The 14,365-nt window shown below is 67.3% G+C and carries 15 protein-coding genes; 8 read left to right on the top strand and 7 right to left on the bottom strand.

Going from position 1 to position 14,365, the window contains the following annotated elements:
• Window positions 1–4: 4 nt before the first annotated feature.
• Entirely contained in the window at window positions 5–1,870 is a 1,866-nt protein-coding gene (locus tag AB2M62_RS00160) for an ABC-F family ATP-binding cassette domain-containing protein (RefSeq protein ID WP_404336763.1), read from the bottom strand.
• Window positions 1,871–1,924: 54 nt separating this feature from the next.
• Window positions 1,925–3,154 (bottom strand): NRAMP family divalent metal transporter, encoded by a 1,230-nt coding sequence (locus AB2M62_RS00155; protein WP_404336761.1) that lies wholly within the window; start codon window positions 3,152–3,154, stop codon window positions 1,925–1,927.
• A 188-nt stretch (window positions 3,155–3,342) separates the two neighbouring features.
• Between AB2M62_RS00155 and AB2M62_RS00150 the strand changes: the two genes are divergently transcribed.
• Together AB2M62_RS00150 and AB2M62_RS00145 are read left to right on the top strand one after the other, a co-directional pair.
• Window positions 3,343–4,257 carry an alpha/beta fold hydrolase gene (locus AB2M62_RS00150; RefSeq protein ID WP_404336759.1) on the top strand — a complete coding sequence of 305 codons (915 nt, stop codon included), beginning with the start codon at window positions 3,343–3,345 and terminating at the stop codon, window positions 4,255–4,257.
• A gap of 103 nt (window positions 4,258–4,360) precedes the next feature.
• Entirely contained in the window at window positions 4,361–4,711 is a 351-nt protein-coding gene (locus tag AB2M62_RS00145) for a cupin domain-containing protein (RefSeq protein WP_404336757.1), read from the top strand.
• Here AB2M62_RS00145 and metH read toward each other — a convergent pair.
• From metH to AB2M62_RS00120, 5 genes are read right to left on the bottom strand one after another with little or no spacing between them, the layout of a single operon-like run.
• On the bottom strand, window positions 4,708–7,308 hold the full coding sequence (metH, locus tag AB2M62_RS00140; protein ID WP_404336755.1) for a methionine synthase: 2,601 nt from the start codon (window positions 7,306–7,308) through the stop codon (window positions 4,708–4,710). The two genes, AB2M62_RS00145 and metH, sit on opposite strands and share 4 nt — an antisense overlap.
• A 21-nt stretch (window positions 7,309–7,329) precedes the next feature.
• Window positions 7,330–7,854, bottom strand: a complete 525-nt coding sequence (locus tag AB2M62_RS00135; RefSeq protein ID WP_404336753.1) for a GNAT family N-acetyltransferase — start codon at window positions 7,852–7,854, stop codon at window positions 7,330–7,332.
• 3 nt (window positions 7,855–7,857) lie between these two features.
• Entirely contained in the window at window positions 7,858–8,904 is a 1,047-nt protein-coding gene (locus AB2M62_RS00130) for a homocysteine S-methyltransferase family protein (protein ID WP_404336751.1), read from the bottom strand.
• A gap of 17 nt (window positions 8,905–8,921) precedes the next feature.
• On the bottom strand, window positions 8,922–9,839 hold the full coding sequence (gene metF / locus AB2M62_RS00125) for a methylenetetrahydrofolate reductase (protein ID WP_404336749.1): 918 nt from the start codon (window positions 9,837–9,839) through the stop codon (window positions 8,922–8,924).
• Window positions 9,836–10,789 (bottom strand): ArsR/SmtB family transcription factor, encoded by a 954-nt coding sequence (locus AB2M62_RS00120; protein WP_404336748.1) that lies wholly within the window; start codon window positions 10,787–10,789, stop codon window positions 9,836–9,838. The genes metF and AB2M62_RS00120 overlap by 4 nt, the downstream gene beginning before the upstream one ends.
• Before the next feature lie 114 nt (window positions 10,790–10,903).
• Here AB2M62_RS00120 and AB2M62_RS00115 point away from each other — a divergent pair, with 114 nt between their 5' ends.
• The 6 genes from AB2M62_RS00115 to AB2M62_RS00090 all read left to right on the top strand — a co-directional run bounded on the left by AB2M62_RS00115 (window position 10,904) and on the right by AB2M62_RS00090 (window position 14,363).
• On the top strand, window positions 10,904–11,161 hold the full coding sequence (locus tag AB2M62_RS00115) for a hypothetical protein (protein WP_404336746.1): 258 nt from the start codon (window positions 10,904–10,906) through the stop codon (window positions 11,159–11,161).
• The gene (locus tag AB2M62_RS00110; RefSeq protein WP_404336744.1) at window positions 11,161–11,331 is read left to right on the top strand and encodes a hypothetical protein; all 171 of its coding nucleotides are present in this window, start codon (window positions 11,161–11,163) and stop codon (window positions 11,329–11,331) included. Before AB2M62_RS00115 ends, AB2M62_RS00110 begins: the two co-directional genes overlap by 1 nt.
• Window positions 11,328–12,275: an aldo/keto reductase gene (locus AB2M62_RS00105; RefSeq protein WP_404336742.1), complete on the top strand. Its 948-nt coding sequence runs from the start codon at window positions 11,328–11,330 to the stop codon at window positions 12,273–12,275. The genes AB2M62_RS00110 and AB2M62_RS00105 overlap by 4 nt, the downstream gene beginning before the upstream one ends.
• A 16-nt stretch (window positions 12,276–12,291) precedes the next feature.
• The gene (locus AB2M62_RS00100) at window positions 12,292–12,660 is read left to right on the top strand and encodes a nuclear transport factor 2 family protein (protein ID WP_404336740.1); all 369 of its coding nucleotides are present in this window, start codon (window positions 12,292–12,294) and stop codon (window positions 12,658–12,660) included.
• Between the two features lie 66 nt (window positions 12,661–12,726).
• A complete protein-coding gene (locus tag AB2M62_RS00095) occupies window positions 12,727–13,497 on the top strand; it encodes a histidine phosphatase family protein (protein ID WP_404336738.1) in 771 nt (256 codons plus the stop codon).
• Window positions 13,494–14,363 (top strand): NAD(P)H-hydrate dehydratase, encoded by an 870-nt coding sequence (locus AB2M62_RS00090; RefSeq protein WP_404336732.1) that lies wholly within the window; start codon window positions 13,494–13,496, stop codon window positions 14,361–14,363. Before AB2M62_RS00095 ends, AB2M62_RS00090 begins: the two co-directional genes overlap by 4 nt.
• Window positions 14,364–14,365: the final 2 nt, after the last annotated feature.

Below are 14,365 nucleotides of genomic sequence, written 5' to 3'. Positions count from 1 at the left end.
CCGCTCAGGCCTCGATTCCCTCCAGCGCCTCGCTCGCTTCGAGCCACGCCGCTTCGGCCGCGTCGATCTTGTCGTTGAGCTCGGCCCGGCGTTTCATCAACTCGGTCATCGTCAGCTTGGCGAGCGCCGCCTCGGCAGTCGACGGATCGAACATCGCCTGGTCGACGGCGACGCGTTGCGCCGTCAGCTTGGCCAGCGCGGCCTCGGCGTCCTTGGCCGCCTTGCGCAGCTCGGTGCCCTTCTCGCGCGCTTCGGCGGCGAGGCGGCGGGCCTCCTTCTTGTCGGCCTTGGAAAGCTTGGGCCCCGCGCCTTCCTTGGAAAGCACGAAGGCGATGTAATCGTCCAGCGAGCCGTCGAATTCCTTGGCCGTGCCGCTGTCGACGAGCACCAGCCGGTCGGCGGTCATTTCGAGCATGTGGCGATCGTGGCTGACCAGCACGACGGTGCCGGTATATTCGTTGAGCGCCTGGATCAGCGCCTCGCGCGCATCGACGTCGAGATGGTTGGTCGGCTCGTCGAGAATCAGCATGTGCGGCGCATCACGCGTGATCAGCGCCAGCGCGAGCCGCGCGCGCTCGCCGCCCGAGAGCTTGCCGACCTCGGTGGTCGCCTTTTGCCCGGAGAAGCCAAACCGGCCGAGCTGGCCGCGCACCGCACCCTGCGTCGCGCCCTTCATCAGGTTGGTCATGTGCTGGAGCGGCGTCTCGTCGCGATCGAGTTCCTCGACCTGATACTGGGTGAAATAGCCCACCCGCATCTTGCCGCTGGCGTTCATTTCGCCTTCCATCGGCGTCAGCTGCGCCGCGAGCAGCCGGGCGAGCGTGGTCTTGCCGTTGCCGTTGCGGCCGAGCAGCGCGACGCGATCGTCAGGGTCGATGCGCAGGTTCAGCCGCTTGAGGATCGGCGTCTCGCCATAGCCCACCGTCGCCAGGTCCAGCGTGATCAGCGGCGGGCGCAGCTCGTCGGGATTGGGGAAGTCGAAGCTCAGCGTCGGATCGTCGAGCAGCTCGGCGATCGGCTGCATCTTGGCGAGCGCCTTCTGGCGCGACTGCGCCTGTTTCGCGGTCGAGGCGCGCGCGCTGTTCTTGGCGATATAGGCCTGGAGATGCTCGCGCTGCGCCTGCTGCTTGGCCCGCGCCGAGGCGAGCTGGGCCTGGCGCTCGGCGCGCTGACGCTCGAACGCGTCATAGCCGCCCGGATAGAGCGTCAGCTTGCCGCGATCGAGGTGCAGGATGTGGTCGACGACATTGTTGAGGAAGTCGCGCTCGTGGCTGACCAGCAGGATCGTCGCCGGATAGGATTTCAGGAAATCCTCGAGCCACAGCACCGCTTCGAGATCGAGATGGTTCGAAGGCTCGTCGAGCAGCAGCATGTCTGGCTGCGAGAACAGCAGCGAGGCCAGCGCTACGCGCATCTTCCACCCGCCCGAGAAGCTGTCGAGCGGCTGGTGCTGCATCTCTTCGTCGAAGCCGAGGCCGACCAGGATCTGTGCAGCACGGCTCGGCGCGGTATAGGCGTCAATCGCCATCAGCCGCTCATAGACTTCGCCCAGCCGGTCGGGATCCTGGCTGGTCTCGCTCTCGGCCAGCAGTGCGGCGCGCTCGACATCGGCTTCGAGCACCGTCTCAAACGGCGTGGCATCGCCATGCGGCGCTTCCTGCGCGATATAGCCGAGCTTGGCGCCGCGCGGCATCTCGACGCTGCCGGTATCGGGTTCGAGCTGGCTGGCGATCACCTTGACCAGAGTCGACTTGCCCGCGCCGTTGCGGCCGATCAGCCCGATACGGCCCTTGGGTGGCAGCTTGGCCGTGGCGGCGTCGATGATCGTGCGTCCGCCGAGGCGCACCGTGATGTCGGTCAGGTTGAGCATGGCCGCGCGCCTAGCACCTGCGGCGGATTCTCCCAAGTCCGGTGTTGCACTGCGTCATGGCCACGCCGCCATCGCCACCGCTGCCAGCGCCATCACCGCCGTGCCGAGCCAGCCGAGCGCGCGCAACAGGCCCGTCACCCGGAAATCGCCCATGGTTCGCTCGCTCGACGCGACGATCATCATCACCGCCATGATCGGCACCGCGGCGACGCCGTTGATCACGGCGCTCCAGAACAGCGCCTGGATCGGCTCGATCGGCGCCCAGTCGAGCCCGATACCGAGCAGTGTCGCGACGGCGATGACCGAATAGAAGCCCTTGGCTTCCTGAAGCCGATGCTCGAGCCCGCACTTCCAGCCCAGCCAGTCGCCCACCGCAAACGCCACCGATCCGGCGAGCACCGGCACTGCGAGCATTCCGGTGCCGATGATCCCGAGCGCAAACAGCGCAAAGGCGAAATCGCCTGCCACCGGACGCAGGGCGTTCGCGGCATCGGCGGCAGTCGCGATCTCGGTCACGCCTTTGGCGTGGAGCGTCGTCGCGGTCGCGACCATGATCGCCAGTGCGATAAGATTGGAGAACGCCATCCCCGCAAGCGTATCGACCCGCATCCGCGCCATCTCGCGCGGCGCCTGTTCGGGCGCGTCGTTGAGCGGCAGCGCCTCGGGATCGTCCTCAATCTCCTCCACTTCCTGCGCCGACTGCCAGAAGAACAGATAGGGGCTGATCGTCGTGCCGAACACCGCGACGATCGTCGCCACTGCCGATGCCCCAGCGATCGTCGGGATCACCAGCCCGATGCCGGCCGCCGCCCAATCGACATGCACCACCAGCAGCACCGCGGCATACGCGAGCAGCGACATCGTCAGCCACTTCAGCACCCGCGCATAGCGGTGATAGGGTACGAAGACCTGGAGGACGAGGCTGAGCAACGCAAAGCCGATGGTGAACCAATGCTCGCCCGCGCCCACCACCATCTGCGCCGCGTCGCCCATTGCGGCGATGTCCGCGCCGATGTTGATCGTGTTCGCGACGAACAGCAAAGTGACCAGCGCCGCCATCGCCCAGCCCGGCAACAGACGGCGCATGTTCGCGGCGAGCCCCTTGCCGGTCACTCGCCCGATATGCGCGCTGATCAGCTGCACCGCCGACATCAGCGGGTAGGTCAGCGCCATCGTCCACAGCAGGCCATAGCCGAACTGCGCACCGCTCTGCGAGTAGGTCGCGATGCCGCTGGGATCGTCGTCCGCCGCGCCGGTGATCAGGCCAGGCCCCATCTGCTTCATCAGCGAGGGCCGCGGCTTTTGGCTATCCGCCATAAGGGTATGAGTCTCCGGGCGTGACAGCGTCGCGCAGAGTGGGCTGCGCTCCGCGATCCGTCCAGTGCCTAAGTCGCCGCGGCGCAGCATCTTCGCGCTGTCAAAATCGAAACGATCGCGTACACTCGGTGTCGTCAAAAAGGGGGATATATAAGATGCGCCTGCTCGCCTCGTTCCTTGCCTCCCTCCTGCTCGCCGTGCCCGCGCACGCCCAGGTCCCTGCCTATCCGGCGTCTTTCCACCAGTCCGATATCGCCGCCAACGGCACCACGCTCCACGTCCGTACCGGCGGCAGTGGCCCCGCGGTGTTGCTGCTCCACGGCTATGGCGAGACCGGCGACATGTGGGCGCCGCTCGCCGCCGCGCTGATGCGCGACCACACCGTCGTCGTCCCGGATCTGCGCGGCATGGGCCTCTCTGCCGTCGCGCCCGGCGGCTATGACAAGAAGACCCAGGCGGCCGACATGGTCGCGCTGCTCGACACGCTCAAGATCGCCAAGGCCGATGTCGTTGCGCACGATATCGGCAACATGGTCGCCTATGCCTTTACGGTGCAAAACCCGCAGCGGGTGACCAAATTGGTGCTGATCGACGCCCCCGTTCCCGGCATCGGTCCGTGGGAGGAAGTGCTCAAGAACCCGCTGCTCTGGCATTTCCGCTTTGGCGGCCCCGATATGGAGCGCCTCGTCGCCGGCCGCGAGCGCATCTATCTCGATCGGTTCTGGAACGAATTCTCCGCCGATCCGAAGCATTTCGACGAAGCCTCGCGCGCCCATTATGCGGCGCTCTATGCCCGTCCCGGCAACATGCATGCCGGCTTCGCGCAGTTCGCCGCGTTCGATCAGGACGCCATCGACAATCGCGGCTTCCTCGCCGCGCGCGGCAAGCTTGCGATGCCGGTCCTCGCGCTGGGCGGCGAGAAGAGCTTCGGCGATCAGATGGCGGCGATCATGCGCTTCGCCGCCACCAATGTAACCGGCGGCATTGTGCCGGGATCGGGCCATTGGATCATGGAGGAAAATCCGGCAGCGACGACCAAGCTCGTCACCGATTTCCTGGCGGCGAGATGATGCGCGCGGCGCTCGCGCTCGCCGGCCTGCTCGCCGCGGCGCCCGCTGATCGCGAAGTCCGCCTGACTCCGGCCGAAGTCGCCGCGCTGCCCCAGATCGCGCGGTGGCCGGCACCTCGGGGCTGGCCGGCGTCGAGACCCGCGTGCTGAGCGGCGATCCGACCAAGCCCGGCCTGTTCGCCATCGAGATAAAGGTGCCGCCCAACACCCGCATCGCTGCGCACAGCCACAAGGATGAGCGTACCGCGACGGTTGTCTCGGGCATGTGGCACTTCGGCTACGGGCCGCACGCCGACGACGCGCTGCGCAAGCCGCTGCCCCCCGGCAGCTTCTACACCGAGCCCGCCGGCGTGCCCCATTTCGCGCGCACCGGCCCCGAGGGCGCGCACGTCTACATCACCGGCTATGGTCCGACCGACACGGTCTATGCCGAGCCGGCCGGGACCGCGCATTAGTCCAGATTCGGCCGCAGATAGCGTGTCGCCAGCTCCAGCGGCACGCCCCGGCGCGTGGCATATTCCTCGAGCTGGTCCTGCCCGATCCGCGCGACGCCGAAATATTCGGCCTGCGGGTGCCCGAAATAAAAGCCACTGACCGCCGCGGTCGGCAGCATCGCGAAGCTCTCGGTCAGGCTGATGCCGGTGCGCTTGTGCGCGTCGAGCATCTTGAACAGGATCGGCTTGAGGCTGTGCTCGGGGCACGCCGGATAGCCCGGCGCCGGGCGGATACCGCGATATTGCTCCTTGATCAGCGCCTCGTTGGTCAGCTGCTCGCCCTCGGCATAGCCCCAAAGCGAGGTGCGCACGAACTGGTGGAGCCGCTCGGCGAACGCCTCGGCAAGCCGGTCGGCCAGCGCCTTGAGCAGGATGTCGCTGTAATCGTCGATCGCGTTCTTGAAGCGCGCCAGATGCGGCTCGATCCCGTGGATGCCGACGGCAAACCCGCCGATCCAGTCGCCGTCATGATCGATGAAGTCCGCCAGGCACATGTTCGCCCGGCCTTCCCGTTTCGCGATTTGCTGGCGGAGCATCGGCAGCGTGACATGCACCTCGTCCTCGACATGAACGATGATGTCGTCGCCCTGCCGCCGGCACGGCCATAGCCCGGCGACGCCGCGTGCGGTCAGCCACTTCTCGGCGATGATCTTGTCGAGCATCGCCTGCGCGTCGGCGAACAGCGAGGTCGCGCTCTCGCCGACCACCTTGTCCTCGAGGATTGCGGGGTAATTGCCCGCAAGTTCCCAGGCGCGGAAGAACGGCGTCCAGTCGATATATTTCCGGAGATCCTCAAGGTCCCAGTCGAGAAACTCGTGCACCCCCGGCATCCGCGGCTTGCCGGGCTTGAGGCTCATGTCTGCATCGAAGCCATTGTCCCGCGCGGCGCCGATCGGCACCAACTCGCTCTGCCCCTTGTTCGCGCGCGCGACACGGACCTGCTCGTACTCGGCGGCGATCTTGGCGACATAGTCGTCGCGAATGGTGCTCGACACGAGCGTCGTCGCCACGCCCACGGCGCGCGATGCGTCGAGCACATGCACCACCGGGCCCTTATAGGCTGGCTCGATGCGCAGCGCGGTATGCACGCGACTGGTCGTCGCGCCGCCGATCAGCAGCGGCATCGTCATGTTCGAGCGCTGCATCTCCTCGGCGACGGTCACCATCTCGTCGAGGCTCGGCGTGATCAGCCCCGACAGGCCGATCATGTCGGCATCATTCTCGTTGGCCGCCTCGATGATCTTCGACCAGGGCACCATGACCCCCAGATCGACGACTTCGAAGCCGTTGCATTGGAGCACCACGCCGACGATGTTCTTGCCGATATCGTGGACGTCGCCCTTGACCGTCGCCATGATGATCTTGCCCTTGCCCTTGGCGCCGGGCTCCTTGGCGGCCTCGATGAAGGGCAGCAGATGCGCCACCGCCTTCTTCATCACGCGCGCCGACTTGACCACCTGCGGCAGGAACATCTTGCCCGATCCAAACAGGTCGCCGACCACGTTCATGCCGTCCATCAGCGGGCCCTCGATCACTTCGATCGGCCGCGCGAACGCCAGGCGGCATTCCTCTGTATCCTCGACGACGAACGCGTCGATGCCCTTGACCAGCGCATGCTCCAATCGCTTCGAGACTTCCCAGCCGCGCCATTCGGCCGCCTGCTTCTCGGCCACCGCATCGGTGCCGCGATATTTCTCGGCAAGCGCGACGAGCCGGTCGCCGGCCTCGGGATCCTTGTTGAGGATGACATCCTCGACCGCGGTGCGCAGCTCGGGGTCGATCTGATCATAGACGTCGAGCTGGCCGGCATTGACGATCGCCATGTCCATGCCGGCAGGGATCGCATAATATAGGAACACCGAGTGCATCGCCTTGCGAACGACTTCGTTGCCGCGGAACGAGAAGCTCAGGTTCGAAAGCCCGCCCGAGATATGGCAATGCGGGCAGCGCGCCTTGATCTCGCGGCACGCCTCGATGAAGTCGACGCCGTAATTGTTATGCTCCTCGATCCCGGTCGCCACCGCGAACACATTGGGATCGAAGATGATATCCTCGGGCGGAAAGCCGATCCCGACGAGCAGGTCATAGGCGCGCGAGCAGATCTCGACCTTGCGCGCCTGGGTGTCGGCCTGGCCGACCTCGTCGAACGCCATGACCACCACCGCGGCGCCATAGGCCATGCATTTCCGCGCATGCTCCAGAAACTGGTCGACGCCTTCCTTCATGCTGATCGAATTGACGATCGGCTTGCCGCTGACGCATTTCAGCCCGGCCTCGATCACGTCCCATTTCGAGCTGTCGACCATCACCGGGATCCGCGCGATGTCGGGCTCGGCCTGGATGAGCTTGAGGAAGGTCGTCATCGCCTCGTGCGCGTCGAGCAACCCCTCGTCCATGTTGACGTCGAGCACCTGCGCGCCGGCCTCGACCTGCTGCAGCGCGACTTCGACGGCGGCGGCATAGTCTCCGGCCATCACCAGCTTCTTGAAGCGGGCCGAGCCGGTGACGTTGGTGCGCTCGCCGATATTGACGAAGTTGGTGGAGAGATTGGTGGTCATTTGTCTATTCTATGCTGGAGTTCAGGCGGCGAGCGGCCGAGCAAGGACAACGTCGTCATACAGCGTGCCGCCGACGTCGAACTTGCGCTCGGCGATCTGCTCGAAGCCGTTCTTGCGGTAAAATGCGATCGCGCGCTGATTGCCCGCGTAGACGCCGAGCAGCAACCGCCGCCCCCCTTGCGCACCGGCAATCGCCGCCTGCATCAGCGCCGCCCCGATCCCGCTGCCATGGAAGCGCGAGAGCGTGTAGATGCGCTTGAGCTCGATATCGCCCTCGCCTGCCCCGGGGAGCTGCGCTTTGGTGAGCAACGCAAAGCCCACCGGCGCCGATCCCGGCGCCAATTCTGCCAGCCAGGCACGCCCGCCCTCGGCGATATACTGCTGGTACCTCTCGGCGCTATTCGCGACGACACAATGCTCGACGATCGAGCCTCCCGCCAGCACCCCGGCAAAGGTTTCGAGGAACGTCGCTCCACCGACCAGCGCCAGCGCTGGCGCATCGATCGCCCCCGCTTCGCGCACGGTCCAGTGGCTTGTATTCGCCATTGATCAGGCCGCCATCGTGAACGGCTCGAGCCCGGCAAGCCGCGTGCGCACTTCGGGCACCGGGATCGGCCGCGCGGGCAAGTCGGCAACCGCGTCGGCGATCGCCTTGATATGCGCCGGCGTCGATCCGCAGCAGCCGCCGAGCACGTTGACCTGCCCGGCATCGGCCCATTCCTTGACCAGCCCGGCAGTCGTCGCCGGCGCTTCGTCATAGGCGCCCAATTCGTTGGGCAGGCCCGCGTTCGGATAGACCATGATCAGCGTGTCGCACAGCGCGCTCAGCGTCTTCACATGCGGCCGCAGCTGCTCGGCGCCGAACGAGCAGTTGAGCCCGATCGTCACCGGCTTGGCATGGCGCACCGCGTGCCAGAACGCCTCGACCGTGTGCCCCGAAAGGTTGCGCCCCGAAAGATCGGTCAGCGTCATCGACAGCATGATCGGCAAGTCGCGGCCCAGATCGTTGCCCGCTTCGATCGCCGCCATGATCCCGGCCTTGCAGTTCAGCGTGTCGAACACCGTCTCGATCAGGATGAAGTCCACCCCGCCCTCGACCAGCGCGTCGATCTGCTCGCGATACACTTCTTTCAGGTAATCGAAGTCGATCTCGCGATAGCCCGGATCGTTGACGTCGGGGCTCAGCGACAGCGTCTTGTTGGTCGGCCCCAGCGCGCCCGCCACGAAGCGCGGGCGGCCATCCTTGGCCTCGAACTCGTCGGCGATGCTGCGCGCGAGCTTCGCGCTCTCGACATTGATCTCGCGCACCAGATGTTCGGCGCCGTAATCGGCCTGGCTGATCCGGTTGGCCGAGAAGGTGTTGGTCTCGGCGATGTCCGCCCCCGCCTCGAAATAGGCGCGGTGAATGCTCGCCGGCACCTCGGGCTTGGTCAGCGCGAGGATGTCGTTATTGCCCTTCTGGTCGTGGCTCAGCCCGAGATCGCCGGCATAGGCTTCCTCGCCCAGCTTCCAGTTCTGGATCTCGGTGCCGAACGCGCCGTCGGTGATCAGGATGCGCTTGGCAGCTTCGGCCAGCAGTTTCTCGCGTGGTGTCATGCTCATTCCTAATAGAATCACGCCGCCGCCAACGCCGCGCCGACCTTCGGCCGCACGCCCAGCAAATGGCAGATCGCGTAGCTCAGCTCGGCGCGGTTGAGCGTGTAGAAGTGGAACTGCCGCACGCCGCCGGCATACAGCTTTCGGGCCAGCTCCGCCGCCAACGTCGCGGCGACCAGCTGGCGCGCGGCGGGACGCTCGTCGAGCCCCTCGAACAGCCGCCCCATCCAGGCCGGCACCGCCGTGCCGCACATCGCCGACATCCGCTGGACGCTGGCGAAGCTCATCACCGGCATGATCCCCGGCACGATCTCGGCGTCGATCCCGGCCTTGGCGACATCATCGCGGAAGCGGAAAAACGTCTCGGGCTCGAAGAAGAACTGCGTGATCGCGCGGTTTGCGCCGGCATCGATCTTGGCCTTGAGATTGTCGATGTCCGCGGTCGCATTGGGCGAATCCGGATGGCATTCGGGATAGGCCGCGACCGAAATCTCAAACGGGTGGAGCTTCCGAAGCCCCGCCACCAGATCGGCGGCATTTTCGTATCCGCCGGGATGCGTCGCATATTTGTCGCCCGCGCGCGGCGGATCGCCGCGCAGCGCGACGATGTGGCGCACGCCGGCGTCCCAATAGTCGCGCGCGACCTGGTCGATCTCGTCCTTGGTCGCCTCGACGCAGGTGAGGTGCGCCGCCGCCGGGATGCGGGTCTCGCGCGCAATCCGCGCCACGGTGTTGTGGGTGCGCTCGCGCGTCGTGCCGCCGGCGCCATAGGTCACGCTGACGAAGCGCGGGTCGAGCGGCGACAGCGTCTCGATCGAGTCCCACAGCGTCTCTTCCATCTTCTCGCTTTTGGGCGGGAAGAATTCGAAGCTCACTTCGACATCGCCGGCGACATCGGCGAACAGCGGCGCGCCAAAGGGATCCACGTTGCTCATGCCGCCTTCACTTCCTTGGTCTCGATGCCGGTCTTGCGACCCAGCCATAGTTTCACGGTGAGTTCGCCGCCTTCGAGCGTCTCGATCTGCACCGGGGAGAGCCCGGCGCTGTCGAACCAGCCGAGGATCTGCTCGTCCGAAAAGCCCAGCCGCGTATGCGCGTCACGGGAGCGCAGATCCTCGCGGTCGTGCGGGGCGAAATCGACGATCAGCAGCTTGCCGCCATCGTCGAGCACCCGCGCCGCCTCGCCGATCGCCGCGCCCGGTTGCTGCGCGAAATGGAGCACATGGTGCAATATAGCGGCGTCGGCGCCGCCATCCTGAAGCGGCAGCGCATAAAGATCGGCCTGGCGCAGTTCGGCATTGGCCAGTCCGCGCTCGGACAATTTGGCGCGCGCCAGCCGCAGCATCTCGGACGACCGGTCGATCCCCAGCGCCTGCCCGGCCAGCGGCGCGAACAGTTCGAGCATCCGCCCGGTGCCGGTGCCGATATCGACCAGGCAGCCGAGCTTGGCATCGCCCAGCGCCTTGGCCATCGCCGCCTCGACCTGCTCTTCGGCGATGTGGAGCGATCGGATCGCGTCCCATTCGCCGGCATGCGCTTCGAACCATTCGGCCGCGGCGCTCGCCCGGTCGGCGCGCACCGCGGCGAGCCGCGCCTCGTCGGCGACGCCCCAATGGTCGCCCGCCTCCCAGGCATCGAGCGCGGCGAGGACCGGCCCGACGGTGTCCGCTCCGCCCAGCGCGACGAACACCCAGCTGCCTTCCTTGCGCCGCTCGGCCAGCCCGGCGTCGCACAGGATCTTGACGTGCCGGCTCACCCGCGGCTGGCTCTGCCCGAGCACCTGCGCGAGCTCGCCGACGCTGAGCTCCATCGAGCGGAGCAGCGCGAGCACGCGCAGCCGCGTCGAATTGGCGAGCGCACGGAAGATGGCGAGAGCGGAGTTCATGTCGGATAGAGATATAAAGATATCTTTATATCAGGTCAATCTAGGTGCGCGCGGTTGCGCCATCCGTCGCGCCTCGGCTAGCCCATGGCGCGAAACATCCAAAAGGTAAATCGCATGCGCTCCCTCCTTCCCGCCGCGATGCTGGCGCTCGCCAGCCTGACCGCCTGCAGCGGCGCCAAGAACGAAGCCGCCGAGGCGAACGAGACGCTGGGTGGCGACAGCAATGCCATGGGCGAGGCCGTCGCCGACGTGAACGCCGCCAACGCCGCCACCGAGGCGGCGATCAGCCCGGCCGATGCCCCCGAAAACGGCAGCGCCGGCAATGCCGCGTTCGACGAAAGCGCCGAAGGCGGCAACGAGATCACCGACTGATGCGTTTGCTGCCGCTGTTCCTCGCCCTTGCGCTCGCCGGCTGTGGCGGATCGGACACCGATCCGGGCCCCGGCGGGCTTAGCCGCGGCGAGGCACGCCAGCTCGACGAGGCCGCTGCGGCGGCCGACATCAACGCAACCGACAATGGCGCAACGGAGACTCCGCAATGACATCACGTGACCTCGGCGCCAGCGGCCTCGCCACGCCCCCGCTCGTCCTCGGCGGCAACGTCTTCGGCTGGACGGTCGACAAGGCCGCGAGCTTCCGCATCCTCGATCGCTTCGCCGAGCGTGGCGGGGTGATGATCGACACCGCCGACGTCTATTCGGCCTGGGTCCCCGGCCATCAGGGCGGCGAATCCGAGACGATTATCGGCGAATGGCTGCGCACCTCCGGCAAGCGCGACCAGGTGCTGATCGCCACCAAGGTCGGCATGCTCGACGGCGACGGCGGCGCCAAGCTCGCCCCGACGCGCATCGCCGCCGCCGCCGAGGCCTCGCTCCAGCGGCTCGGCATCGACACGATCGACCTCTATTTCGCGCATCAGGATGACGAGGCCGTGCCGCAGGAGGACGTGCTCGCCGCGTTCGACACGCTGATCAAGGCCGGCAAGGTCCGCGCGCTCGGCGCCTCGAACTTCCACGCACTGCGGCTCAAATCGGCGCTCGACCTCGCCGACCGCACCGGCCTGCCGCATTACCGGGTGCTCCAGCCCGAATATAATCTCGTCAGCCGCCACAAATTCGAAGGCGAGCTGCAGGACCTATGCATCACCCACAATATCGGCGTGGTGCCCTTTTACGGGCTCGCCTCGGGCTATCTGACCGGCAAATACCGGTCTGCCGCCGATTTCGGAAAGAGCGTCCGCGGCGGGCGGATGCAGGCCTATATCGACGGCAAGGGGCCAGCCGTCCTCGCCGCGATGGACGCGGTCGCCGCGCGGACCGGCGCCACCCTCGCCCAGATCGCGCTCGCCTGGCTCGCCGCGCAGGACGGCGTCACTGCGCCGATCGCCAGCGCGACCTCGATCGAGCAGCTCGACGAATTGATCGGCGCCTGGGATCTGACCCTCACCGCCGACCAGCTCGACCGCCTCACCGCTGCCGGCGCCTGAACCGAGGAGACACGCCATGCCCGACACCGATTACGACGCCTTGCTGCATGCGAACCTCAACCGCGTGTTCGGCGAGCGCGACGCCAGCAAGCGCGATGCCGCGATCGCCGAGCTCTATGTCGCCGAGCCGGTGATGTACGAGCCCGACAAGGTGATCGAAGGCCGCGCCGCCATTTCGAAGGTCGCCGGCGCGCTGCTCGAGCAGTTCGGCCCCGCCTTCGCCTTCACGCCCGAAGGCAAGGCGGTCGGCCATCACGGCCTGGCGACACTGCGCTGGCATGCCGGCCCCGCCGGGGGACCGGTGGCGGTCACCGGTGCGGATGTTGCACAGATCGAGGACGGCAGGATCGCGCGCCTCTGGGTGCTGCTCAACCCGACCGGCTGAGCCGGCGCGGGAACGCTCGCGGCCCTGCGGCATTCCTTCCCCCATGCCTTGCTCGATCCGTCCCGCATGACCACCCGCCGCTGGCCTGCCCGCCTGTGGCTCGTTCGCCACGGCCAGAGCGCCGGCAATGTCGCCCGCGATCTCGCCCATGCCAGTGGCGAGCATCGCATCGCGATCGACATTCGTGACGTCGACGTGCCCCTCTCGCGGCTCGGCGAGCAGCAGGCCGAGGCGCTGGGCAAATGGTTCGCGCACGGCAAGGGCAACGGCCGTCCTGACGTGATCCTGGTCTCGCCCTATCTGCGCGCCCGCGAGACCGCACGGATATTCCGCGACGCCGGCGGTGCCGATCCCGACGAGGCGATCTGCGGCGACGAGCGGCTGCGCGAGAAGGAGTTCGGCATCCTCGATGGGCTCACCACCGCGGGCATCCGCGCCGTCCTTCCAGAACAGGCCGAGTTCCGCCGCCTGCTCGGCAAATTCTATCATCGGCCGCCCGGCGGCGAGAGTTGGTGCGACGTGATCTTCCGCCTGCGCTCGGTGCTCGACACGGTCTCGCTCCACCATGCCGGCCGCGACGTGATGATCGTCGCGCATCAGGTCGTCGTGCTGTGCATGCGCTATGTGATCGAGAACCTCAGCGAGGCCGAGATCCTCGCCATCGACAAGGAAGGCGACGTCGCCAATTGCTCGGTCACCGAATATGTCCATGACGACAGCGTCGGCAAGGATGGCGGGCTCGTGCTGGTCCGCTACAACGTCACCGCGCCGATGGAGGAAGACCCCCAGGCAGCAGTGACCAGCGCGCCCGACGCGATGGTGGCGGCGCGCGGATGACCGGGATCGACGCCGCCTGGCGCGCGGCGAACCCGCTGCCCGAGCCCGACGCCGATACCGACAAGAACAGCCGCGGCCGCGTCCTCGCCGCCGGCGGCTCGCTGACCGTCCCCGGCGCATTGCGCCTCACCGGGGAGGCGGCATTGCGCGCCGGCGCCGGCAAGGTCCAACTGGCCACGGTGACCCTCGCCACACTCCCGCTCGGCATCGCGATGCCCGAGGCGGCGGTCTACGCGCTCCCCGCCAACGCCGCGGGCGAACTCGCCGACGCCGCGGGAGAGACGCTGTGCGGCTATCTCGAGCGCTGCGACGCGCTTGTCCTAGGCCCCGGCATGGGCGCTGAGGCGGGTGCCGAGGCGATCCTCCGCCCGGTGCTCGCCGCGGCAGGCGCGCATCAGTCGATCGTCCTCGATGCCGCCGCGATCCCCGCGGTCGCCGCAATGCCCGATGCGGTCCGCCGCCAGGGCCGCATCATCCTCACCCCGCACGCCGGCGAAATGGCGCGGCTGATGGACTGCGACGAACAGGAGGCAAAGCGCAATCCAGAAGCGCTGGCCCGCAGCGCTGCCGATCGCTTCGGTGCAGTCGTGCTGCTCAAGGGCGCCGAGACCTGGATCGCCGCCCCCGACGGATCGATGCTCCATTATCCCGGCGGCGGTCACGGCCTTGCCACCGGCGGATCGGGCGACATCCTTGCCGGAATCATCGCCGGCCTGCTCTCGCGCGGCGCCGCGCCGCTGACCGCCTCGGCCTGGGGCGTCTGGCTCCACGGCGAAGCCGGCCGCGCTTGCGCCAATCGCATCGGCCCGATGGGCTTCCTCGCCCGCGAACTACTCCCGGAAATCCCCGGCCTGATGGCAGTCTAGTT

Origin of the sequence: Sphingomonas sp. MMS12-HWE2-04 (assembly GCF_044881185.1) — a bacterium.
Lineage (GTDB): Bacteria > Pseudomonadota > Alphaproteobacteria > Sphingomonadales > Sphingomonadaceae > Sphingomonas.
The sequence above is the reverse complement of the archived record's forward strand: the minus strand, read 5'-3'. Positions and strand labels throughout refer to the sequence as shown.